Here is a 23625-nt window from a genome sequence, read left to right on the forward strand (position 1 = left end):
CACACCCGGCCCCAGACCACCACTCCGGTGAGCAGGCAGCCGCCCCGTGAAGCGGGCCCGGTTCGGTTGCGAGTCGCGGGCAGGCACAGCTAGCCTGCCGGCCCCAAGGGGGGTGCCGCGCCCCTGCGCGCACGGGTCGAGCAATGATTGATGTCCCTGGCTACCGAAGCGACAGAGCGCTCTGCAGCTCCGGCTCCTTCCAACTCGTTCGCGCCACCCGCGCCAACGATGGAGCCACCGTCAACCTCAAGCTCGCGGAGCCCTCGCGCACCGGAGCCCTCACGCAGCGGCTCCGTCACGAATTCGAGCTGACCCATCCCCTGCGCCTCGACGGCGTCCTCCACCCGCTGGCCCTGGAGGAGTCCCGTCCCGGCATGTCCGTGCTCGTGCTCGAGGGCTTCGGCGAGACGACGCTCGCCCAGCGCCAGGCCGTGGGCCGGATGGAGGTCCTCGCCGGCTGCCGGCTCGCCGTCTCGCTCGCGCGCGCCGTGGGGCAGCTCCACGCCGCCGGCATCCTGCACCGGGACCTGCAACCCGCGTCCGTGCTCGTGGGCGCGGACGGCGTGTCCGTGAAGCTGACCGGGCTCACCCTCGCCACGCGGCGCGCCCGCGCGGAGGTGGCCCCCGTCGCTCCGGACCGGCTCGAGGGCACGCTCGAATACCTGTCCCCCGAGGCCACCGGCCGCACGCATCGCAGCGTCGACTCCCGCAGCGACTTCTATTCGCTGGGCGTCATGCTGTTCGAGCTGTTCACCGGCCGCCGTCCCTTCGCGGACACCGATGCGCTGGGGCTCGTCCACGCGCACGTCGCGCTGCCGCCGCCGCCGCCCCAGTCGCTGGTGCCCGAGCTGCCGCGCACGCTGTCGGCGCTCATCCTCAAGCTGCTCGCCAAGTCCCCCGAGGACCGCTACCAGAGCGCCTACGGGCTGGTGGCCGACCTGCAGCGCTGTCTCGATGGCCTGGAGACGGGCAATGGCGTGCCCGACTTCGAGCTGGGCACCAAGGACGTCCCCGAGCGCTTCGCCGTCCCCGAGCGACTCTATGGTCGGGCCCCCCAGCAGGCCGCGCTGCGCGACGCCTTCGAGCGGGCCGCCACCGGTCGCTCCGGCTTCGTGCTCGTCACCGGCGCGGCCGGCATGGGCAAGTCCGCGCTCACCGGCACGCTCAAGCGTCCCGTGTCGGAGAAGCACGGCCTGTTCGTGCGCGGCAAGTACGACCAGCTCCTGCGCGACACGCCCTACTCCGGCATCTTCGAGGCGTTCCGCGAGGTCGCCCGAAGCCTGCTCGGCGAAGAGCGCCTGGACCTGTGGCGGCAGCGCCTGCTGGAGGCGCTGGGCGGGATGGGCCAGCTCGTCGTGGATGCGGTGCCGCGCCTGGGGCTGGTGCTGGGAGAGCAGCCGCCCGTGGCCGAACTGGACCCGGCGGAGTCGGAGCTGCGCTTCCAGTTGGTGCTGCGCAAGCTGGTGGGCGTCCTCGCCACGCCCGAGCATCCGCTCGTCATCGTGCTGGATGACCTGCAGTGGGCGGACAGCGCGAGCCTCCAGTTCCTGCGCCAGCTCCTGACGGACCGGGAGCTGGGCAACCTGCTCGTGGTCGCCGCGTGCCGCACCGAGGTCCTCGACGCCGAGCACCCCGTCGAGGGGCTCACCCAGGCCCTGCGCGAGGCGGGCACGCCCGTGCAGCGCATCGACCTGGAGCCCCTGTCCCCCGAGCAGCTGTCGCGACTGGTCGCGGATGTCTTCCCCGCGGCGGCGGGACAGCCCGACACGCAGCTCGACGCGGTGGTCCTGTCGCTGACGGAGGGCAACCCCTTCTTCGCGGTGCAGCTGCTGCGCGCCTTCTATGAACGCGGGCTCGTGCGCTTCGACGCGGAGGGTGGAGGCTTCCGCTGGGACGGCGGCGCCCTGCGAGGTCAGGACTTCAGCGACGGCGTGGTGGCGCTGCTCACCGCGCGCATCCGGGAGCTGAGCCCGGGCGCCCAGGCGCTGCTGCCCGTGGCCGCCGCGCTCGGTCATGCCTTCACCCTGCGCAACCTCTCCACAGTGCTGGAGCAGACGCCCGAGCAAACGGCGGAGGTGCTGGACGAGGTGCTCCACGCGGCCCTGGTCGCGCCCGTGGGCGAGCGGCTCACGGACACCGAGCCCTCCGACAGCTTCCAGTTCGCGCATGACCGCGTCCAGCAGGCCGCGTTGGAGCTGACGCCCCCGGAGCAACGCCCGGAGGTCCATGCGCGCATCGGCCGCCTGCTGCTGCGGCACACGCCGCCCGAGCTGATGGACGAGCAGCTCGCGGACATCGTCAGCCACTTCCACCTGGCCCTTCCCGTGCTGAAGGACGCGCAGGAGCGGCACCGGGTGGCGGCCCTGGACCTGCGCGCGGGTCGCGGCGCCAAGTCACGCGGCGCGTGGTCCGCGGCGCTGCGCCTGTTGACGACAGGCCGTCAGTTGCTCGGGGACGACGGCTGGAGCGCCAACCGCGCGCTCGCGTTCGACCTGCACGTCGAGGCCGCCGAGGCCGCGTATCTCGCGGCGGACTTCGAGCAGATGGAGCGGCTGGCCACCGCGGCCCTGGACCACGCCCAGGACCGGCTGGAGCAGGTGCGCGTGCACCTGGTGCGCATCCAGTGCCACTCCCACCGCGGCGAGCACGAGCGCGCCGTGGACCTGGGCCTGGAGGTGCTCGGAATGCTGGGCCAGCACCTGCCCGCGCGCCCCATCCAGGCGCACGTGCTGGCGGGCGTCGCGAAGACGAAGGTCCTGCTGGGCCTGCGCAAGCCGGAGGACCTGGAGTCGCTCCCCGAGCTGAGGGACCCGCTGCTCGTCGCGACGCTGCGGGTGATGATGAAGCTGGCCACGGCCGCGTTCATGGCCCGCCCCCTGCTCTTCCCGCTCGTGGTGCTGCGCAACCTCCAGCTCACCATCCGCCACGGCGCCACGGGCACGGCCGCCTTCGGCTACGTGGGCTACGGGTTGATGCTCAGCGTCCACCTGGGCAACCCCGAGGAGGGCTATCGCTACGGGCGGCTCGCGCTGAAGACGTTGGACCGCTTCGGCGCGGAGAGCCTGCGCTCGATGGTGCACTTCGTCTTCAACCTCTTCATCCGCCACTGGAAGGAGCCGCTGGGCACGTGCCTGGATGACTTCTTCGCCGGCGCGAGCAAGGGCCAGGAGACGGGCGACATCGAGTACTTCGCCTACAACGCGAGCGCCGGCTGCGCCGTGTCCCTCATCGGCCGGGACGGGCTCCTGGAGCATGGCCCCCGCGTCGACCGCTTCCGCGACGCGCTCGCGAGCCACCGGCACACGAACGTGCCGTTCCTCCAGTACACGCGGCACACCCTCGACGTGCTCACCGGCGCGTTCACCGGCGACGTGGAGGCCCGGGAGCGGGACATCGTCGCGCCGTACCACCAAGCCGGCTACTCCAACGGCATCGCCACCTGCGAGGTCATGCGCACCATGCGCCGCTGGCTGTGGCGCGACGCGAAGGGCGCCCTGGAGAGCGCGGCCGCGGTGGATGCCCGCGCGGAGCTCATCACCGGGCAGATCTACCTGCCCTGGTACAAGTTCTTCCAGGGCCTGGCCCTGCTCGAGTTGCACACGTCGCGAGGGCCGCTGGAGCGCCTGCGCGCGTCCCGCACCATCGACGCGCTCCGCAAGCAGATGCGCGGCTGGGCTCGCATCGCCCCGATGAACTACGCCGCGCGCGCGGAGCTGCTCGACGCGGAGCGGGCCCGGGTGGACGGCAAGCCCACCGAGGCCGCGGATGGCTATGACCGGGCCATCCGGCTCGCGAGGGAGCACGGCCTGTCGCTCGACGAGGCGGTCGGCTGCGAGCTGGCGGCGAGGTTCCACCTGGACCAGCGCCGCGAGCGCGTGGCCCATGGCTACCTGGAGGACTCCCGGGCCGCGTATGTCCGCTGGGGCGCGCGCGCGGTGGCCTCGCGACTGGAGCGCGAGTACCCGCACCTGCTCCCCACCACTCCCGAGCCCGTGCGGGCCGAGGAGTCCGCGGGCACGCCGCTGGCCTCGCTGGACCTGGAGTCGGTGCTCAAGACGGCGCGCGCGCTGTCCGGCGAAATCGTCCTGGACAAGCTCCTGCGCAAGCTGATGACGCTGCTCATCGAGAACGCAGGCGCGCGGCGCGGCTTCCTCATCCTCATGCGCCCCGAGGGGCTCTACATCGAGGCCGAGGGCTCGGTGGACGGCGCGCGGGTGCTGCTGGACCAGGGCGTGCCGGTGGAGTCCTCCACGGCGCTGCCGGCCTCCATCGTCCACTACGTGGTGCGCACCGGCGAGACGGTCATCCTGGACGACGCGGCGACGGAGGAGCCCTTCTCCGAGGACCCGTACGTGCGCACCGCGCATCCCAAGTCCGTGCTGTGCAGCCCGCTGCTCAAGCAGGGCTCGCTCACGGGCGTGCTCTACCTGGAGAACGACGCCACGCGCGGGGCCTTCACCCCCGAGCGACTGGAGGTCCTGCGCCTGTTGTCCTTCCAGGCCGCCATCTCCCTGGAGAACGCGGGGCTGTACGCGAGCCTGGAGGAGTACAGCCACACGCTGGAGCGCCGCGTGGATGAGCGCACCGCGGAGCTGCAGAGCAAGAACGTGGAGCTGGCCGAGACGCTCACCCGCATCCAGGAGATGCAGCGTCAGCTGGTCGCCCAGGAGAAGCTCGCGTCGCTGGGCGCCCTCACGGCGGGCATCGCGCACGAGCTGCAGAACCCGCTCAACTTCGTGAACAACTTCTCGGAGCTCTCCACGCGGCTGGCCGCGGAGCTGGACACCACGCTGCGCGCCCAGACGGGGAAGCTGGAGTCCACCACCGCCGAGGACATCCTCGAGACGCTGGAGGACCTGAAGCAGAACGCCCGCCGCATCCAGACCCACGGGCGCCGTGCCTCGGACATCATCAAGACGATGCTGCGGCACTCGCGCCGCTCCGAGGGCTCGCGCACCCGCGTGGACCTGAACATGCTGATTCGCGACAGCGTCAACCTGGCCGTCCAGGGCCTGCGCGTGCGCGAGGGCGCGACCCTGGTGGAGACGGACACGGAGCTGGACCCGCGCGTGGGCACCGTCGAGGTGGTGGCCGGGGACATCAGCCGGCTCATCATCAACATCCTCGACAACGCCTTCTACGCGACGCTGGCCAAGCGTCGCGACGAGGGCGAGGCCTTCGTGCCCCGCATCCTGGTCTCCACCCGGCGGCTCGCCGCGCGCGTGGAGCTGCGGGTGCGCGACAACGGGCCGGGCATCCCCCTGGAGATTCGCGAGAAGCTCTTCGACCCGTTCTTCACCACCAAGCCCGCGGGCTCCGGCACGGGCCTGGGCCTGTCCCTGGTCCACGACATCGTCCAGGAGCACCAGGGCGAGATTCGCGTGGAGAGCGTCATGGGCGAGTACTCCGAGTTCGTCATCTCCCTGCCGTCGCTGTTGCCCACGACGGCCGCCGCGTAACGGGCGCCGGACACGACTCGGCCCCTGCCTCCCGTGAGGGAAGGAGGGGCCGAGCAGAACGGCACGGAGCAGAAGGGCCGCTAGGCCGTCTTCTTCTCCTTCTCCATCACGAGCTGAGGCGGCTCATGGCGGGTGATGACCGTCTCGGTGATCTTGCACTCCTTGACGCCCTCGCGGAACGGCACGTCGTACATGATCTCCAGCATGGCGTCCTCGAGGATGGCGCGCAGGCCGCGCGCTCCGGAGTGACGGCGCATCGCCTCGCGGGCGATGGCGCGCAGCGCCTCCTTCGTGAAGGTGAGCTTCACCTTCTCCATCTCGAAGAGCTTCTGGTACTGCTTCACCAGCGCGTTCTTCGGCTGGGCGAGGATGGTGACCAGGTCCTCTTCCTTGAGGTCGTTCAGCGTGGCGATCATCGGCAGACGACCGATGAACTCGGGAATCATCCCGAACTTCATCAGGTCCTCCGGCTCCGTCAGCGCGAGCAGCTCGCCCACGCTGCGCTCCTCGCGGTGGGTGATCTTCGCGCCGAAGCCCAGGCCCTTCTCGCCCACGCGGCGCTTGATGACGCCGTCGATGCCGTGGAACGCGCCGCCGCAGATGAACAGGATGTTCGTCGTGTCGACCTGGACGTACTCCTGCTGGTTGTACTTCTTGCCACCCCGCGGGGTGACGTTGGCGCGGGTGCCCTCGATGATCTTCAACAGCGCCTGCTGCACGCCCTCGCCGCCGACGTCGCGGGTGGCGCTGGGCATGTCACCCTTGCGGGCGATCTTGTCGATCTCGTCGATGTAGACGATGCCGCGCGCCGCCTTCTCCACGTCGTAGTCGGCGTTGTGGAGCAGGTTCTGGATGATGTTCTCGACGTCCTCACCCACGTAGCCGGCCTCGGTGAGGCTGGTGGCATCCGCGATGGTGAACGGCACGTTGAGGAAGCGCGCCAGCGACTGGGCGAGCAGCGTCTTGCCCGAGCCCGTGGGGCCGATGAGCAGGATGTTGCTCTTGCTCAGCTCCACCTCCTCGCCCGACGGACTCTTCACGCCGGGGCGCGGTCGGGACGTGGGCTTCTTCTGGTAGATGCGCTTGTAGTGGTTGTAGACCGCGACCGACAGGACCTTCTTCGCCTGGTCCTGACCGATGACGTAGTCGTCGAGGAACGCCTTGATCTCCGAAGGCGTCGGCAAGCTGACCTGGGGCTTGCCCTCCTCTCGCTCGTTCTCGTCCGCGATGATGTCGTTACACAGCTTGATGCACTCATCGCAGATGTAGACCGTCGGTCCCGCGATGAGCTTGCGGACCTCGCGCTGCGATTTTCCGCAGAACGAGCAGGACAGGTTGACGTGGTGCTCCTTCTTCACTGCCGCCTCCGAGTTCGCCGACCCCAGACTTGCCGGAGCCACTTCGCCGTCCACCGCTCCCCTACCCACACGGCCTGCCCACGTCTCGAACAGCCGTCAGGCCCACCTACACCGGGGCCCTGAACCACTATAGGGCCCTGTCACCTGGGCAGGAAGCCCAACGGTGCGGGCCCGTTACGGACCGTACAGCGGCCGCAACGGGTGAGCGTTCAGTAACAGCGGCTCAGGCGTCCGTCACGCCCGAGGCGAGCTCCTCCACGTCGTCCGCCAGGGCGGCTGCCCGCTCGGCGACAGCGTTCGGAATCTTGCGGCACCCCGCCAGCTCGCTGGCGAGCTTCCGGGCCATGGACGCCAGCTTGCGCACCTGGAGGCTCTCGGGGGGAGGCTCGGGCGGCGGCCGGGGGAAGCGCTCCGTGAACTCCTTCTTGAGATCCGTCGGGTTCTTCTCCGGGCTCCAGATGCTGTCACGTAGGGATTTGTATTCAGTGGGAGACAACTGGCCACGCTCCTCGGCGTCGGCCAGCACTTCGATGACCTCGAAGGCGGGCGCCTTCTCCGGGAACTCCTGGGCCCGCAGCTCCTCCTCGGGCTCGTGCTTGGCCAGGAAGCTGAAGGAGCGGGTGAGCTTGAGGGCCGTCTGCTTCTTGATGTGCAGTTCCTTGAGGCAGTAGGCCTCGAAGGTGGGGTAGCCCCACTCCTCGAACTTCGCCTCGTCCCGGACGGTGACGAGCAGCTTGCCCAGCTCGGCCCAGGTGGACTTGAAGCGTTTGGCGGCGACCAGCACGGTGTGACGGAAGGTCCCCGGCGGCACGCTCAGCGCCTTCTTCGCGATTTCGGTCTCGGCAACGGATGCGGCGGACATGGCCCCGGTATGGGGCATGCCCGGGAGGTGGGCAAGAAAGTGGCCCTAGCCCCGCTTGCCGATGTTGAAGGACAGGCCGACGGTCGCCCGCTCCCCCTCGTAGGCCCGGAACGGCCACTTCTGCAGCTCCGTCAACAGGCACTCGTAGAGCGGGCCCTTCTTGAACTGGGGGTTGTCCACCCAGAGCTTGTTGACCTTGCCGTCGTTGCCGATGACGAACTCGAGCGGAATCTTCGCCGCGAGCCCCGGGCTGCGCTCGGCCTCTTCCTTGAAGCACTTGAAGAGCGTGGACTTGTTGCCGGCCACGACGCGGTTGATGGCGGACTGGTCGAACTGCTGCGCCACCTCCATGCCGTCCGGGTCCGTGCCCACGCTGCCCGCGGGGCGCGGCGGCCGGCGGTCATCGGTCCGGGACGCGGAGGCCACGGCGGTGGGCTTGCCGGTGGAGGCGCCCGTGGGCTTGGTGCCCGCGGGAGTACCGGGCTTCACGGCGCCCTGCGTCGGGTAGTCGAAGAGCTCCTCGTCGTCCTGCCGGGCCTGGGCCACGCGGATGACGGGGGCCTCCATCTCGATGCCCTCGAACTCGTCCTCGCCGAACCAGCCGTGCACCGCGGCGTTGCGCGCCACGTAGATGCCGACGGTGCCGAGCACCAGCGCCAGGCCCGCGGCCACGCCGCCGAGCATCAGCACGCGCTTGTGGTTCTTCTCCCGCTCCACCAGGACGGCCGCGTCCACGCGGGCGCGCGCCTCCGAGAGCGCCACGTGGACCTTGAAGGGCTCCACCTCGCGCATCGGATGGAAGTCCCGCTCGCCGGCCAGGGCCAGCGGGGACTCGGGGGTCAGCTCTCCTGTCTTGAGCTTCTCCACGATGACCGAGCCGCTGACAGGTCCGAGGACCAGGTCACCATGTCGGAAGAGCCACTGCCCATCCACGTCCGCCGCGAGTTCTTGTCCAGCCGCCATTTCGCGCGCGATTATCCCGTGTAACCCCGCGACCTCGCAACGCCGTGCTCACTTCGACCTCCAAGCGGATTCCCGTCGCACTGTGGATCTGGTACCGCGGCGGAAACTTCCGCGGCTTCCAGCGTCAGACGGAGGGCCCCACCGTCCAGGAGGCGCTCGAGACGGCGCTGCGAGCGGTGGGCGTCCCGGCCTCGGTGATGCCCTCGGGGCGGACGGACCGGGGCGTCCATGCCCGCATGCAGGTGGTGAGCGTCCGGCTGGAGGCCGGGGATTCGCCCGAGTCGCTGGCCAAAAGGCTCCCGGAGCACCTGCCGCTGGGGCTCGGGCTGTGCCTGGTCCGCCGGCCCCAGGGATTCCATGCCCAGTGGAGCGCCAGCGGCAAGGTGTACCGGTACCGGCTGCGGCTGGGGGGGGCCCAGACGGAGGACTGGGCACCCTACTCGCTCGACGTTCCGGGCGAGCCAGGGTTGTTGGGACGAGGCGGCGCCGTGACGCCCGAGCGGGTGGCGGCGCTGCTCGCCAGGGCCCAGGGGACGCGGGACTTCATCGCCTTCCATGAGAAGTCCAGTCCCCAGAAGCCGCGCACGCTGGAGTCCGCCACCCTGCACGAGCGGGGCGGAGGGCTGTACGAGGTGCGGCTGGTCGGGGACGGCTTTGCTCGCTACCAGGTGCGCTATCTGGTGGGGGGCGCGCTCAAGGTGGCGGCGGGGCTGTTGCCGGAGGAAGCATGGCACGCGGCCCTGGAGACGGGGGCAGCCATGGAGGGCTTCAAGGCGCCCGCGCACGGCCTGATGCTCTGGGAGGTCCACTACCCTCCGAAGGTGGATCCCTTCACGGCCCCAGAGCGTCTCCACCCTCCGGGGTTGCCGCCGGAGTCACCCTTCTCGGAGTGACACGGGGCTGGATCCACGAGCAGCTGTCAATCGACGAGCCGCTCCTCGTACTTCGCCAGCAGATCCGAGATGGCTTCCCGGAGGTACTCGCTCTGGCGGATGCGCGTGGAGCGCGACAGTTCCTTCAGGGCGTCGAGCTTCTCGCGGTTCAGCCGGAAGACCACCGAGGTGAGGCGGGGATTCAGTTCCAAGTGCGCAACCTCCTACAGATGCGCACACCATCTCACAGCCCTTTCTGATCGCAAGATTTTCACTCGGATCCGCTGACCGGGAAGATCCACTGCACCCCGGTGAAGCCCTCGGCGTCGGCGCGCAGTCCGGATCCGAACCCGAGCGTGAGCCCGAGTCCCCCGTACACCGCGATCCGCTCCGAGAAGGTGTGTCGCAAACCGAAAGCTACGCGAGGCCCCACCCACGGCCCAGAAAACGGCCGCACGACAGCGCCGAGATCCACGAAGGACTGCCACGCCTCCATTCCGAAGACGCTCCGGAAGCCCCCCACCACGGAGAGATCCGGCCCGCGGAGGCTCCCTCGGATCAACACGAAGACCTCGTCCCCCCCGTGCCCCACCGAGAGGCTGGCCCCCAGATCCAGCTGGGCATCCAGCCCCTTCACCACGTCCGCGTCCGACTCGCCGATCAGCTCCGTGTAGGACAACCCCGGACCGAGGATCAGCGAGAAGGAGCGCCGGTCCCGGTACGGCGAGTCCACGTACTCGGCGGCGTAGGACGTCCCAGGGGTGAGCCCCACGAGCACCAAGCCCGCGGCGCCCATCAGCCAGGAGGACCGCTCGCGCCGCGAAGACTGCTCGACCGTCATGATCTGCTCCGGAGGCCCAGCGGCCTTGCGCGCCGGGCGGAGAAGGGAGTCCGGGATCAGCTCACCACGGGCAGCGCGAAGCTCGGCGTCGCGGGCTTCGTCACGCCAGCGGCCTCGTTCATCCGGCCCGAGCGGAACGGCTCCAGATCCAACGCCACGAACTTGAACCCCAGCGCCAGGAACGCGGTGTTGATCCTCTGGCGCACGTCGGCCGCGAGGAAGCGCTCGTACTCCTCGGCCGCCACCTCCAGCCGCGCCACCTCGCCGTGGTAGCGCACGCGGAACTGCCGGAAGCCCAGCTTGCGCAGCTCCGACTCGGCCGAGGCGATCTGCAACAGCCGCTCGCGCGTCACCGATGTCCCATACGGGATTCGCGACGCCAGGCACGCCATCTGCGGCTTGTCCCACGTGGGCAGCCCCAGCGCCTGGCTCCACGCGCGGATCTCCTCCTTCGTCAGGCCCGCCGCGGCGAGCGGAGACTCGACGGCGTGCTCCCGCGCCGCCTTGTGCCCCGGACGGTGATCCTTGAAGTCGTCCGCATTGAAGCCATCCAGCACCACCGCCAGCCCCAGCTCCTGGCGCCGCGCCTCGCAGAGGTCGTACAGCTCCGTCTTGCAGAAGTAGCACCGGTTGGTGGGGTTGGCCGCGTACGAGGGGTTCGCCAGCTCGTTGCTGCTCACCACCACGTGCCGGGCGCCCAGCTTCGTCGCCAGCGCCCTCGCCTCCTCCGCCTCCTCGGGGGCCACGGACGCCGACAGCGCCGTCAGCGCCAGCGCCCTCTCGCCCAGCTCCTCCACGGCGATCTTCAGCACGAACGTGGAGTCGACGCCGCCCGAGAACGCCACCAGCGCGCTGCCGTGGGTGCGCAGCGCGGCCCGCATGGCCTCCAGCTTGGGGCGCGACGACTCACACAGGGCTTGGATTCGCTCGGGGCTCAGCATGCTGGACTCCTAAAACGGAAGGGCCCCGGATTGCACGCGCATCGCGCGGCAACCTGGAGCCCTTGTCATGAACACCGACGGGGCCGGGTGCCGGCCCCCTTGCTCAGCGAGCCTTGCTCTTCGCCGCCGGCTTCTTCGCGGGGCTGGCGGGCTTGGCCACCCGGGCCGCGCGCGTGGCGGGACGGGACTTGGCGCCCTTGTCCGCCTTCGCGGGCTTGGCCTTCGTCGCGGCGGCCGGCTTCGGCTCCTCCGCGCGACGCGCCTTCACGCCGCCGTTCTTCTCCGGCTTCTCGGCCTTCTCGCCCTTGGCCGGCAGCGGGTTGGCCTTCATCTTCTTGCCGGTGATGATCTTCAGCTCCTCGGTGGACATGTAGCCAAGGTCCAGGAGCGACTGGAAGATCTTCGCGGCGCCGTCCTCCACCAACTCGACGTCCGAGTGGATGGTGACCTCCGGCGACGTGGGCGGCTCGTACGGCTCCGTGATCCCGATGAAGTTGGGGATCTCCCCGTTGAGCGCCTTCTTGTAGCGGCCCGTGCTGTCACGCTCGATCAGCTTCTCGGTGGGGCAGTCGACGTAGACCTCCACGTAGCGGCCGATGGCGCGGCGGTTCTCCTCGCGCTTCGCCTTGTACGGGCTCACGCAGGGCACCAGCGCCGCGACGCCGTTGCGCGTCAGCACGTTCGCCACGAAGCCGAGCCGGCCCGCGATGACATTGCGCTCGTCCTTCGAGTCGCCCAGCCCCGCCCACAGCTCATCGGCGAGCTCACCCTCGTCGAGAATCTCCACGTGACGGCCCACCTGACGGAGCCGCGCCGCGATGTACGCGGCAGTGGTGGTCTTCCCCGTACCGGACATGCCGGTCAGCCAAAGGGTGAATCCAGTGTTGGAGGCCATAAGGATTTTCAACTCCCTGCGTCCGGAGCGCTTCTTGCACGCCGCGTTGGGACGCCGCAGATCCAGAAGATGCGCGTGGTTATAGACGAAAACCCACGCACTTGACAATTCACGCGCACCTTTCCGCAGGTAGGGGTAACGGGCAGCCAAGTGCCTGCACCTCCTCGGCTTTTTCGTTCTTGCAATGCGGGATTCAAACCTGTCGCGTTCGAAATTCTCCCCCGCTCCACTCGTACTCACACACGCAGGTGACACAGCCTCGGTGTACGGATGCGATGAGGTAGGAAACTCCCGGCAGCAGCGGATGCCCTGTCGGGGCCGCCCAGGCCCGATCTTCCGGGGAAAAGGTGGGAGGGCTGTCGACATGTGAGTGGAAGACGGCGGTGATCCGCTCGCCACTCGACTCCGCTTCGAGGCACACCTTCAACCACTCGTGGGGTTCGAAGGTGTACGCCACGGAGGGCCTGGGAGACACGTTTCGCAGGGGCAGGACCCGGGCGGCGCTGGACGACGCCAGGATCACGCCACAGCCCTCCAGGGGATAGGACGCCTCCAGGTGACGGAGCACCTGCGTGCGCACCGGCTCCGGCCAGCGCGGATCCACCCAGGGGTTCACGGCTCGGCGCGAGCGGCGCAGCGCGAGCAGCGACGCAGCGCCATCTCCTCCAGGCCCCCCGGAGGCACCAGCCAGCGGCCTCCCAGCGAGGGGGCCAGGCCCAGGCGGAGGTTCTGGAAGATCATCGCGCCCAGGGCTCCGAGCGCCACGCCCAGCGCGCCATCCGGCGGCGAGCCCAGGTGCCGCACCGTCTCGCCGAAGCACCACACACAGCCTTCGCTTCCGCGGAACACGACGCCGGCCCTCGCGCCGTCGCCGCAGAGGGCCACCCACGGGGCCTCGCCGCTCCAGGCCGTGGGCAGCTCGGCCAGGAGGCCTCCCCGACGCTCGGGGTTCGCGGCGTCCGGGTTCAGCGCGGGGACCTCGCGGGCCAGGGCCTCCGGGACGGGCTGTCCCACGTCCCCGGCCGACACCAGGAAGCCGGGAGCCCACGGGCCCAGGGTCAGCGAGCCCACGCCCGCGACCGGGGTTCCTCCTCCCGCCAGGTACGCCGTCGCCGTCATCCCCGAGGCGCCCGTGGCATCCACGCGCGCGGGGCCCGTCAGGAGCGCTTCCTGACCTCGACCGCCGACATCGCGCAGGAGGATCTGCCGCGAGTAGCGCTGGATCTGATCTTCACGCAGAGCCATGCGCCCTCACCCTCCCGCCATCGCGGGGATGAGCGTGAGCCGGTCCGCGTCCTTCACGGGCGTGTCCAGCTCGCGAAGCGCGCGGATGTCGTCCTCGTTGAGGAAGACGTTGACGTAGCGCCGCACGGCGCCGCGCTCGTCGAGCAGCTTCGCGCCGATACCGGGGTAGCTCGCATCCAGGTTCGCGAGCACCTCGCGCACGGTGGTGCCCGGGACCACCACGTCCGCCTGGTTGCGCGTCAGCGTGCGCATCGTCGAGGGAATCCGAATCGTCGCCATGAACCACTCACCTTCCCTGCTTGCGCAGCACCAGCCGATGCGTCCCGTCGTCGCGAGCCTCGAGTGACACCACCTCGTGCCCCTCTTCCCGCGCGCTGCGGGGGACGTTCTTCAGCGGCTCGGCGCCTCGGAGGAGGACCTCCAGCAGCGCGCCCGGCTCGAGGGACTCCAGCCGCAGCTTCGTGCGCACGTAGGTCATCGGACAGACCTCGCGCGTGATGTCCAGCGTCGCCGTCGTGTCACCCATGCGAGTGCCCCGACTCCGTGAGGGCACGAGCGCCAGCGCCTTCCCGCGGCGTCGACGCGTCACCGACTGCACGAGGGTGCATGGAACGTCGCCTCGAGCAGCCGTTCACTCGGGGCCAGGAACGAGACACCGTCGCTCCACCGCGACGCGTGTCCTGGTCCGACCACCTCCCAGCCAGCCGCGAACGTGTCCTCTCCCGCGCACCTTTCGCGTACGCCAGGCTCGGACACGCCTCCACCTTCGCCTCGAATCCAACCACGCGCCCCATCGCCCCCGCGCCGCACCGACTCATCGCGCGCATGCCGAGGCCTCGTCCGGGAAGCTCGGAACGGCGGTGACCTGACAGCCCGGGCACTCCTCCGCGCGAGTCACCCGCGTCACGCGCCCCAGCATCGTCCGCCCGTCCAGCACATGCAGCGCCGTCTCACCCGGTACCCGCCGCGCCGCGCCCGCCAGCAGCTCCAGCACGAGCAGCGCCTGCACCGAGCCCACCAGCCCCGCCAGCGAGCCGAGCACCCCCGCCTGCGCACACGTGGGCACCGAGTCCGGCGGAGGCGGAGCCTCGTAGAGACAGCGCAGGCACGGGCCTCCCGGCTCCACGCGCATCGCCTGCCCCTGCATCCGCAGCACGCCGCCGTACACGAGCGGCACGCCGGTCAGCACCGCCACGTCCGAGAGGAAGAACTTCGTCGCCACGCCATCGGTCGCGTCGATGACCGCGTCGTGCGAGCGGAACAGGCCCTCCGCGTTGTCCGCGTCCACGCGCTCGGGCAGCACCTCCGTGCTCAGCCCGGGAAACGCCCGGGAGAGCCCCGCCGCGGCGGACTCCGCCTTGTTGCGGCCCACGTCCTCGGCGCGGTGCCACAGCTGTCGGGGCAGGTTCGTCACGTCCACGCGGTCTGGCTCCGCCAGCGTCAGGTGGCCGACACCGGCCTGGGCGAGCGCCAGGGAGACGGGGCAGCCGAGCCCGCCTGCTCCCACGACGAGCACCCTCGCGCGCTCAATCCGGGACGCGTGGGGAATGCGGGGATGGTGGTGTTCTTCTGGGCCGTGCATCGAATGCTGCTCCGCGAAGGCGGATGCGAATAACGTGCGGACCCCTGCGTCGCATCAGGCGACCGTTGGGCGCAGGCGCCCCTACCAGCTGCCACACATATGAAAAACCTGACCGGCGTGCTCGTCTTTTCCACCACCCTGTTGCTCATGCTCGGGTGCCACAAGAACACCGGCGAGACCGCCGGCCCCGCGGATGCGGCGACCCAGCCCTCCGCCGAGGCCACGGCCCCCGCCGAGGCGACGAAGCTCGTCGACAGCGGCTCCACCCTCGAGCCCCCCGTCGCGGGCGCCGAGAAGATCGGGACGGACTCCGGCACGCTCGTCGCCGGGTCCCCCGACGCCTCCACCCCGGCCGAGGGGACGAACCTCAAGGACGCGGGGGCTCCCGAGTCCCGCCGCGCCGCGCTCGAGGCGTGCGTGGACCGCTGGCTGAAGAAGCAGAACCTGGACCCGTACGGCAACAAGGAGGGCACGATGTACGCGGGCGGCACGCCCCTCTTCGACGAGCGCACCGGCGAGTCCACGGACCGGCTGGAGTTCATCTTCCGGAGCAGGCCCGAGGCCCGCAAGGTCTGCATGCAGCCATCCTCCCGATGACGGAGGCGCGCGGGGACACCCGTCCGCCTTCTCGCTCGCCGAGAAGGTGAACGGACCACCCCAGGGATTCCCGCACACCCGGCGGCTCTCGTAAGCTGCCGGCCCAATGGATTCGAATCTCGCCCTGGGCGAGGAGACCCCGGCCAATGACCTGCGCGCGCGCGTGCGCGAGGTCCTCTCGCGCCGCAAGCTGACGGACAGCGTCTCCACGGAGCAGGCCACCGCGTCCTGGGAGCAGGACCGGTTCGTCGCCCGGGCCCGCGCCCTCTTCTATGCCCGCATGATGTTCCTCACGCTGGGACTGCTCATCCTGGCGGTGCCCACGTGGAGCGGCTACTTCGGCCTCACCGGCGCGCTCTCCTTCCTGGGCTACTTCACGATGCTGCTCTACAGCGTCGCGAACCTGCTGGTCATCGACCACCCCAAGGCCGGCCGCTGGGTGACGTACACCACGCTGTGCCTGGACCTGGTCATCCTGGTGGTCCTCATCGCCAAGCCCCAGGTGGGCGGCGGTCTGCAGAGCCCGCTGCTCGCCACCCAGTTGCTCTTCACCACGCTGTTCTCCATCCTCTACCCCAAGCCGCTCGCCATCCTCCCGCCGCTGCTCGCGCTGCCGATCACCACGCGGCTGGACCTGCTGCTCAACCGCAACGTGACGGCCGTGGAGCTGCTCACGCTGCTCTGGTACCTGGCGCTCAACTTCATCATCGTCTACGTGCTCGTGTACCTGAACGAGCGCGAGGCCGCGGCCCACCGTGAAGTCGTCGCGCTCCAGGGGGACCTCAAGGAGCTGGCCGTCGTCGAGGAGCGCAACCGCCTGGCGCGGGAGATCCACGACGGCCTGGGCGCGTCGCTCTCCTCGATGATCATCCAGGCCGAGTACATCCTGAACCTCGCGCGCGAGGACGGGCTGCGCGAGGAGATCCGCGAGCTGAAGGCCACCGCGGAGGAGTCCATCGACGAGCTGCGGCGCAACCTGCGGATGATGCGCGAGGACTTCGAGCTGTCGCAGGGCCTGGAGGACTACGCCAAGACGTTCCAGGAGCGCACGGGCCTGCCCATCCGCTTCGAGCGCACGGGCGCGCAGCGCAAGCTGTCCCCCGACGTGCAGCTGGCCCTCTTCCGCATCCTGCAGGAGTGCCTCTCCAACGCGGTGAAGCACGCCGAGCCGAAGCTCGTGCAGGTGAAGCTCGACTACGGCGAGGACCGCGTGCACCTCATCGTCCAGGATGACGGCAAGGGCTTCGACCCGAAGCACACGCCGCGGGGCCACTACGGCCTGCTCAACATGCGCGAGCGCGCCATGAAGCTCGGTGGTCAGCTCATCGTCGATTCGTCACCCGGCTCGGGCGCCCAGGTGGCCTTCTCCCTTCCCTGCCCCCCGACATGACCGGAGCCCCCGTGGACGCCCCGCAGCCTCCCTCCACTCCCGCGCAGCCGCCCATCCGCGTGTTCGTCGTCGAGGACCAGACCAAGATCCTCAAGAACCAGCTGCGCCTCTTCGAGGGCCACCCGGAGATCGACATCGTCGGCACCGCGCTGTCCGGCGAGGCCGCGCTGGAGGACGTGCCCCGGCTGATGCCGGACGTGCTGCTGCTCGACCTCGGCCTGCCGCGCATGAGCGGCATCGACGTCACGCGGGAGATCAAGGCCGTCTACCCGAAGATGGAGATCCTCATCTTCACCATCTTCGACGAGGAGGACAAAGTGCTGGAGGCCGTGAAGGCGGGCGCCTCCGGCTACATGCTCAAGGGCTCTCCGGTCGACAAGATCATCGAGGCCATCAAGGAGGTCCGCGCGGGGGGCACCGTCATCCAGCCCAACCTGGCCCGCAGGCTCCTGCGGCACTTCCGCGTGGAGCCGGACGCCACGCCCGTCCCCTCCGAGCCGCTGGCCGCCGCCCCCGCCGCCCCGCGTCCGGAGGCCCCCGCGCCCACGCCCGCCGAGAGCGCCTCCGCCGAGGAGCCGCTGCTCAAGCCCCTGTCGGACCGCGAGCGCGAGATCCTCCAGCTCATCGCCAAGGGCGTCTCCAATAGCGAGGCCGCCCGGCTCCTCAACCTCAGCAAGGCCACCATCCGCACGCACCTGGAGCACATCTACCGGAAGCTCGAGGTGACCAACCGCGTCGAGGCCGTCACCGAGGGCATCCGCAAGGGCCTCATCTCCGTCTGAGCCGTCGCGAATCCACCGTGGCCCGTGGCCCGGAGTGGCGCGAAGCGCGCCGCGCCGGGCCTTCGTGCGTCAGGGCCTCGTCGAACCCGCGGCCTCGATGACCAGGTCCGCGTAGCGGTTCACCGGGTCATCGGGCGAGGTGCCGTCGCGGAAGTAGAAGGTGTGGTCATCCCACGCGTCGGGTCGGGCGTCGTTGGCGAACATCCACAGCGCGCCGCCGCCCACGCCCACGCCGCGCATGCACTCCAGCCAGCCGCGATACAGCGCGCGACGCTGGGACAAATCCAGATCCCCCGCGTTGCGCAGGCCCAGCTCCCCCACCAGCAGCGGCTTGCCCAGGCCGTGCGCGATGGCCGCGTGCTCGCGAATCCACCGGGCCCCCGCCTCCGCCGTGCCCGCGACATCCAGCCCCCACGACTCCGGATAGAAGTGCACCGACGCGAAGTCGATGTACGGCGACGCCGTGTTGCGCGTGAAGCTGGAGCCCGGCGTGCGCAGCATCGTCGTCCCCACGCGGGACCAGTAGGCGCCGTCGTACCCTTCCGATGAGGGCTCGAAGCCCTCCTCGCCCGTGCCCACCAGGTGCCCCGGGGCTCGCGACTTCACCTCGCGCGCCATCTCGTCGACCCACGCGCGCAGCTTCTCGCCGCGCGCATCCAGCCCCCGCCCCCGAGGCTCGTTGAGCAGCTCCCACGCCAGCACCGCCGGATGGTCGCCGTAGCGGATGCCGTCCTCGGTGTTCACCCGCTCCAACGTCCGCGCCAGGTGCTCCTTGTAGAGCGCCCGGACGACGGGCTCGGTGAAGAAGCGCGGGTCCCCCTGCACCGGGTTCGGCAGCCCCGCCCAGCTCACGTACTGGCGCGTGCCGCCATAGGCATCCCAGTAGTTGCCCAGCGTGAGCACCAGCCGGACCCCATGCACCCGGGCCCGGGCGAGCACGCGGTCCAGCCCTCGCAGGGCGACCTCGTCGTATTGGAGCGGCGCGACCTGGATGGTGCTGTCCCCCACCTTCTCCGGCGCCTCGTTGTGCCCGTTGGTCCGGAGCGCCACGACGCCCATCGCGGCGGCCTTGGCGAACACCTCCTCGACGATGGGTGAGTCGGACAGGCCCCGGCGCACATCGCGCGCGGCCTCCTCCTGGAGGAAGTAGGCGTTGAGCACCATGCTCGTCGCGGGCAGCCGCCCCAGTCGCTGCGGTGGAGCGCTCCCACAGTCGGCCGCCGCGGCCTCGAGCATCACGGGCTCTCCCTCGCCACACGCGCACAGCAGGAAGAGGGGCGTGAGACACAGGAGCCAGCGCCGTGAAGACATGGAGCCCATGGTAACGGATGGGCTAGGTTGATGCCCGACATGGAGCTCCGACTCGAAGGCGTGTCCAAGACGTACCCCAACGGTACGCGTGCGTTGAACGACGTCACCCTCACCATCCCGCGCGGGATGTTCGGGCTGCTGGGGCCCAACGGCGCTGGAAAGTCGACGCTCATGCGCTCCATCGCCACGCTGCAGGACGTGGACGGTGGGACGATGACCTTCGACGGCATCGACGTGCGACGTGACAAGGACCGGCTGCGCGACGTGCTCGGCTTCCTGCCGCAGGACTTCGGCGTATACCCGAAGGTGACGGCCTGGGACATGCTGGACCACCTGGCGCAGCTCAAGGGCCTGGCCCAGCGGCGCGCGCGCCACGACGCGGTGAAGGCGCTGCTCACCAAGGTGAACCTGTGGGAGCACCGCGACCGCAGGCTCGGCGGCTTCTCCGGCGGCATGAAGCAGCGCTTCGGCATCGCCCAGGCGCTGCTCGGAGACCCCAAGCTGCTCATCGTCGACGAGCCCACCGCGGGCCTGGACCCCGCCGAGCGCTTCCGCTTCCACAACCTGCTGGCGGAGATCAGCTCGGACGTGGTGGTGCTGCTGTCCACGCACATCGTGTCGGACGTGGCGGACCTCTGTCAGGACATGGCCGTGCTGGCGCAGGGCCGCGTGGTGGCGAGCGGCCACCCGCTGAAGCTGGTGGACCAGCTGCGAGGCCGGGTGTGGAAGCGCTTCGTCACGAGCCAGGAGGAGCTCGACGCGCTGTCGAAGCAGATGGAGGTCATCGCCGTGCGGCGCGTGGCGGGCCAGCGGCTGGTGCACGTGCACGCCCCGAGCGCGCCCGAGGGCTTCGAGGCGGCGAGCCCCGACCTGGAGGACGTCTACTTCCACGCGCTGTCCGGCGCGTCGAAGGCGGCGTGACATGTTCAGCGCACTCGTGACCTTCGAGCTGCGTCGCCGGGTCAAGATGATCTCGACCTGGGTGTACGCGGCGGTGCTCGCCGGCGCCGGCCTGTTGTTGATGCTGGCGACCGGCGGCGTCTTCAGGAACATCAGCGCCAGCTCCGGCGCCGAGCGCGTGCTGGCCAACAGCCCGTACACGCTCTTCAACTTCATCACCGTGCTGGGCCTGTTCGCCCTCCTCATGGTGGCGGCCGTCTTCGGCCAGGCCGCATACCAGGACTTCGGCCACGGCACGTGGATGCTCATCTTCACGAAGAACGTGAAGAAGGTGCCGTATCTGCTGGGCCGCTTCCTCGGCGCGTTCGTCTTCAGCGCGGTGCTGATGTTGTCCATCATCCCGGGCCTGCTGGTGGGCGCCGGCGTCGTGTGGCTCATCGACAAGACCCAGCTGGCGCCCCACCAGTCCCTCGCCTACCTGTGGCCGTACGTGGTGGGCGTGTGGCCCACGCTGTTCTTCGCGGGCACGGTGTTCTTCTCACTGGCCGCGCTCACGCGCCGCATGGCCCCCGTGTACGTGGGCGTCGTCGTGCTGGTGCTGGGCTACCTGGCGCTCAGCTCCGCCATGTCGGACGTGGCCAACCGGCCGCTGGGCTCCATCCTGGACCCGTTCGGGTTCATCACCGTCGACAACGTGACGCGCTACTGGACCCCCGCGGAGCGCAACCGCGACCTGATTCCGTTCAGCGGGGTGCTGCTCGTCAACCGGCTGTTGTGGTCCACCGTGGGCGCGCTGCTGTTGGGCCTCACGGTGCTGCGCTTCCGGCCCGAGGTGGAGGAGCACCGCGGTGGCCGCGCGGCGAATTCGGAGGAGGCGCCCCAGGCGCCCGTGGGCATCCCCACCACGCGCGCCGCGCCGACCTTTGGCAGCTGGGCGCGCACGGCCGCGGCGTCCGCGTGGCTGGCCTTCCGGGACGTGCTGCGCTCGCCGGTGTACTGGTCCTTCGTGGTGGCGGGGCTCATCTTCGTCACGCTGGGCGCGCTGGTGTCCAAGCAGCTCTACGGCACCTCGACGTGGCCCGTGACGTGGCAGGCGCTGGAGGTGGCGACGGGCACCTTCAAGCCCTTCGTGCTCATCACCCTCACCTTCTACGCCGGTGAGCTGGTGTGGAAGGAGCGCGACGCGGGCCTGGGCGACATCGTGGACGCGACGCGGGCCCCGACGTGGGTGGGCTATGCGTCCAAGCTCGGCGCGCTGCTGCTCGTGGTGCTCTCGCTCAAGGTGGTGGTCGCGCTCGCGGTGCTCATCACGCAGGTGAGCCGGGGCTTCTTCCAGATTGAATGGGGCCTGTACTTCACGGACATCGTCCTGGTGGACTTCACGCACGAGGTGCTCCTGTGCGTGCTGGCCTTCTTCGCGCAGGTGCTCATCCACCAGAAGTACCTGGCGTACCTGGTCATGGTCATCCACTTCGCCTCGCAGGCCGCGCTGGGCCTGTTCGGCGTGGAGGACCGGCTGGTGCGCTACGGCTCGGACACGGGCGTGCTGTACTCGGACATGAACGGCTACGGCCACTTCGTGTCCAACCTCGTGTGGTTCCGCCTGTACTGGTACGCGCTCGCGGTGCTGCTCGTCGCGGTGGGCTACCTGCTCATCGTGCGGGGACGCACCACGCGGTGGAAGGAGCGGCTGCGCGAGGCGCGGGCCCGACAGAGCTGGGCGTGGACGGCCGGCGCCAGCGTGGCGCTGCTGGCGTTCCTGGGGCTGGGCGGCTTCATCACGTACCAGACCCGCGTGGTCAACCCGTTCGTCACCGAGAAGGACATGGAGCGCGCGCGGGCCCGCTATGAGAAGGAGTACAAGTCCTTCCTCGCCCTGCCCCACCCGCGCGTGACGGACGTGGACGTGACGTTCCACATCCATCCGGAGGAGCAGCGGCTGGAGGCGCTCGGCACCTACCGGCTGCGCAACAAGACGCAGGAGCCCATCACCAAGGTGCTGCTCGACATGCCCACCGACGTGCGCGTGCGCAAGCTGAGCCTCGCGGGCGCCGAGCGCACGGAGCCCACGGACCGGGAGCTGGGCCTGTTCGTCCTGGAGCTGCCCACGCCGCTGGCCCCGGGCGCGGAGGCCGAGCTGGTCTTCGACCTGGAGTTCCACGCGAAGCGCCTGAAGCACGGGGCAGCGCGCACGGACATCGTGAGCAACGGCACCTTCTTCAACAGCGGCAACCTGCCGACGCTCGGCTACCAGGAGGACTCGGAGCTGTCCGAGGACAAGGACCGCAAGGAGTACGGGCTCGCGCCCAAGGAGCGGCTGCCGGACCGGGATGACCCGAAGGCGCTGGCGAACAACTACATCACGCCCGACGCGGACTTCGTCTCCTTCCAGGCCACGGTGAGCACGTCGCCGGACCAGATCGCCATCGCCCCGGGCTACCTGGAGAAGGAGTGGACCGTGGGGGACCGGCGCTTCTTCCGCTACAAGATGGACCAGCCCATCCTGAAGTTCTACTCGGTGCTGTCCGCGCGCTACGAGGTGATGCGCGACACGTGGAAGGGCGTGGCGCTGGAGATCTACCACCACCCCACGCACACGTACGTGCTGGACCGGATGATGCGCGGCATGAAGGACGCGCTGGCGTACTGCTCGGAGAACTTCGGGCCGTACCAGCACCGCCAGGCGCGCATCCTGGAGTTCCCCCGCTACGGGAGCTTCGCGCAGTCGTTCCCCAACACGATTCCGTACTCGGAGGCGGTGGGCTTCATCGCCCGCGTGCGCGACGGCAGCCCGGACGACGTCGACTACCCGTACTACATCACCGCGCATGAGATCGCCCATCAGTGGTGGGCGCACCAGGTGGTGGGCGGGCGCGCGCAGGGTGCCACGATGACGTCGGAGACGATGGCGCAGTACGCCGCGCTGATGGTGATGAAGCACCGCTTCGGCGCGACGAAGATGAAGCGCTTCCTCAAGTTCGAGCTGGACAGCTACCTGATGGGCCGCGCGATGGAGCGCAAGAAGGAGGTGCCCCTGTCGCGGGTGGAGAACCAGCCGTACATCCACTACCAGAAGGGCAGCCTCGCCATGTACGCGCTGCAGGACTTCATCGGCGAGGAGCGCGTCAACCGCGCGTTGAAGCGCTACGTGGAGAAGGTCCGCTTCCAGGGGCCTCCGTACACGGGCTCCGCGGAGCTGATCGGCTTCCTGCGCGAGGAGACGCCGCCGGAGTACCAGTACCTGCTCGAGGACCTCTTCGAGACCATCACCCTGTACGACAACCGGGCGGTGTCCGCGACGATGCGGCAGAACGCGCAGGGCGCCTGGGACGTCACGCTCAAGGTCATCGCGAAGAAGTACCGCAGCGACGACAAGGGCGAGCAGACGGAGCTGAAGTTCTCCGACTGGATGGACGTGGGCGCGCTCGACGAGGACGGCAACGCGGTGTTCCTGGAGAAGCGCCAGGTGGGCCCGGGTGAATCCGAGCTGAGCTTCACGGTGCCGGTGAAGCCCGTGGAGGTCGGTATCGATCCGCTCAACAAGCTCATCGACCGCACGTCACAGGACAACGTGACGGAGCCCACGGAGGGCGCGGCCGTGGCGCTGGGCACGCCCCAGCCCTGAGC

20 protein-coding genes are annotated in these 23625 nt (G+C 69.8%); 7 read left to right on the forward strand and 13 right to left on the reverse strand.

Translation table 11 applies throughout. The annotated features are described in order from the left end of the window. Window positions 1–143 precede the first annotated feature (143 nt). Entirely contained in the window at window positions 144–5459 is a 5316-nt protein-coding gene (locus tag K8640_RS42940) for an ATP-binding sensor histidine kinase (protein WP_305070689.1), read from the forward strand. A gap of 80 nt (window positions 5460–5539) precedes the next feature. Here the strand turns inward: K8640_RS42940 and clpX are convergent, their stop codons facing one another. From clpX to K8640_RS28415, 3 genes are all read right to left on the reverse strand, one after another. Then, window positions 5540–6817 (reverse strand): ATP-dependent Clp protease ATP-binding subunit ClpX, encoded by a 1278-nt coding sequence (gene clpX, locus K8640_RS28405; protein ID WP_141323921.1) that lies wholly within the window; start codon window positions 6815–6817, stop codon window positions 5540–5542. A 223-nt stretch (window positions 6818–7040) separates the two neighbouring features. Then, window positions 7041–7697, reverse strand: coding sequence for a hypothetical protein (locus tag K8640_RS28410; protein WP_223749923.1), 657 nt, complete (start codon window positions 7695–7697; stop codon window positions 7041–7043). Between the two features lie 27 nt (window positions 7698–7724). After that, complete coding sequence (locus K8640_RS28415) at window positions 7725–8642, reverse strand: AgmX/PglI C-terminal domain-containing protein (RefSeq protein ID WP_223749924.1); 918 nt, start codon at window positions 8640–8642, stop codon at window positions 7725–7727. A gap of 44 nt (window positions 8643–8686) precedes the next feature. Between K8640_RS28415 and K8640_RS28420 the strand changes: the two genes are divergently transcribed. Next, window positions 8687–9535, forward strand: coding sequence for a tRNA pseudouridine(38-40) synthase TruA (locus K8640_RS28420; protein WP_223749925.1), 849 nt, complete (start codon window positions 8687–8689; stop codon window positions 9533–9535). 26 nt (window positions 9536–9561) lie between these two features. Here K8640_RS28420 and K8640_RS28425 read toward each other — a convergent pair whose 3' ends face one another. From K8640_RS28425 to K8640_RS28465, 9 genes are all read right to left on the reverse strand, one after another. Beyond that, window positions 9562–9726 carry a ribbon-helix-helix domain-containing protein gene (locus K8640_RS28425; protein WP_074956984.1) on the reverse strand — a complete coding sequence of 55 codons (165 nt, stop codon included), beginning with the start codon at window positions 9724–9726 and terminating at the stop codon, window positions 9562–9564. Between the two features lie 59 nt (window positions 9727–9785). Then, window positions 9786–10310 (reverse strand): hypothetical protein, encoded by a 525-nt coding sequence (locus K8640_RS28430; RefSeq protein WP_223750035.1) that lies wholly within the window; start codon window positions 10308–10310, stop codon window positions 9786–9788. A 101-nt stretch (window positions 10311–10411) separates the two neighbouring features. Beyond that, a complete protein-coding gene (gene larE, locus K8640_RS28435; protein ID WP_223749926.1) occupies window positions 10412–11296 on the reverse strand; it encodes an ATP-dependent sacrificial sulfur transferase LarE in 885 nt (294 codons plus the stop codon). A gap of 103 nt (window positions 11297–11399) precedes the next feature. Further along, on the reverse strand, window positions 11400–12191 hold the full coding sequence (gene cysC / locus K8640_RS28440) for an adenylyl-sulfate kinase (protein ID WP_223749927.1): 792 nt from the start codon (window positions 12189–12191) through the stop codon (window positions 11400–11402). Window positions 12192–12384: 193 nt separating this feature from the next. Continuing rightward, entirely contained in the window at window positions 12385–12807 is a 423-nt protein-coding gene (locus K8640_RS28445) for a Mov34/MPN/PAD-1 family protein (RefSeq protein ID WP_370640407.1), read from the reverse strand. Then, entirely contained in the window at window positions 12804–13436 is a 633-nt protein-coding gene (locus K8640_RS28450) for a ThiF family adenylyltransferase (RefSeq protein ID WP_223749928.1), read from the reverse strand. Before K8640_RS28450 ends, K8640_RS28445 begins: the two co-directional genes overlap by 4 nt. 6 nt (window positions 13437–13442) lie before the next feature. Continuing rightward, window positions 13443–13715 carry a MoaD/ThiS family protein gene (locus K8640_RS28455; RefSeq protein WP_223749929.1) on the reverse strand — a complete coding sequence of 91 codons (273 nt, stop codon included), beginning with the start codon at window positions 13713–13715 and terminating at the stop codon, window positions 13443–13445. A 7-nt stretch (window positions 13716–13722) separates the two neighbouring features. After that, window positions 13723–13962 (reverse strand): sulfurtransferase TusA family protein, encoded by a 240-nt coding sequence (locus K8640_RS28460; protein ID WP_223749930.1) that lies wholly within the window; start codon window positions 13960–13962, stop codon window positions 13723–13725. A gap of 288 nt (window positions 13963–14250) precedes the next feature. Continuing rightward, a complete protein-coding gene (locus K8640_RS28465) occupies window positions 14251–15018 on the reverse strand; it encodes a HesA/MoeB/ThiF family protein (RefSeq protein ID WP_223749931.1) in 768 nt (255 codons plus the stop codon). 99 nt (window positions 15019–15117) lie between these two features. Between K8640_RS28465 and K8640_RS28470 the strand changes: the two genes are divergently transcribed. The 3 genes from K8640_RS28470 (at window position 15118) to K8640_RS28480 (ending at window position 17787) form a co-directional block, all read left to right on the forward strand. After that, window positions 15118–15615 (forward strand): hypothetical protein, encoded by a 498-nt coding sequence (locus tag K8640_RS28470; RefSeq protein WP_223749932.1) that lies wholly within the window; start codon window positions 15118–15120, stop codon window positions 15613–15615. 106 nt (window positions 15616–15721) lie between these two features. Continuing rightward, entirely contained in the window at window positions 15722–17005 is a 1284-nt protein-coding gene (locus tag K8640_RS28475; RefSeq protein WP_046713561.1) for a sensor histidine kinase, read from the forward strand. Then, entirely contained in the window at window positions 17002–17787 is a 786-nt protein-coding gene (locus tag K8640_RS28480; RefSeq protein WP_223749933.1) for a response regulator transcription factor, read from the forward strand. The genes K8640_RS28475 and K8640_RS28480 overlap by 4 nt, the downstream gene beginning before the upstream one ends. 69 nt (window positions 17788–17856) lie before the next feature. Here K8640_RS28480 and K8640_RS28485 read toward each other — a convergent pair whose 3' ends face one another. Next, window positions 17857–19098, reverse strand: a complete 1242-nt coding sequence (locus tag K8640_RS28485) for a cellulase family glycosylhydrolase (RefSeq protein ID WP_223749934.1) — start codon at window positions 19096–19098, stop codon at window positions 17857–17859. 39 nt (window positions 19099–19137) lie between these two features. On the opposite strand from K8640_RS28485, the gene K8640_RS28490 reads away from it, so the two are divergent. Then, entirely contained in the window at window positions 19138–20019 is an 882-nt protein-coding gene (locus tag K8640_RS28490) for an ABC transporter ATP-binding protein (RefSeq protein WP_223749935.1), read from the forward strand. A 1-nt stretch (window position 20020) separates the two neighbouring features. Then, the gene (locus tag K8640_RS28495; RefSeq protein ID WP_223749936.1) at window positions 20021–23623 is read left to right on the forward strand and encodes a M1 family aminopeptidase; all 3603 of its coding nucleotides are present in this window, start codon (window positions 20021–20023) and stop codon (window positions 23621–23623) included. Window positions 23624–23625: the final 2 nt, after the last annotated feature.

The sequence above is a fragment of the Myxococcus sp. XM-1-1-1 genome (assembly GCF_020037095.1).
Classification (GTDB): Bacteria; Myxococcota; Myxococcia; order Myxococcales; family Myxococcaceae; genus Myxococcus; species Myxococcus fulvus.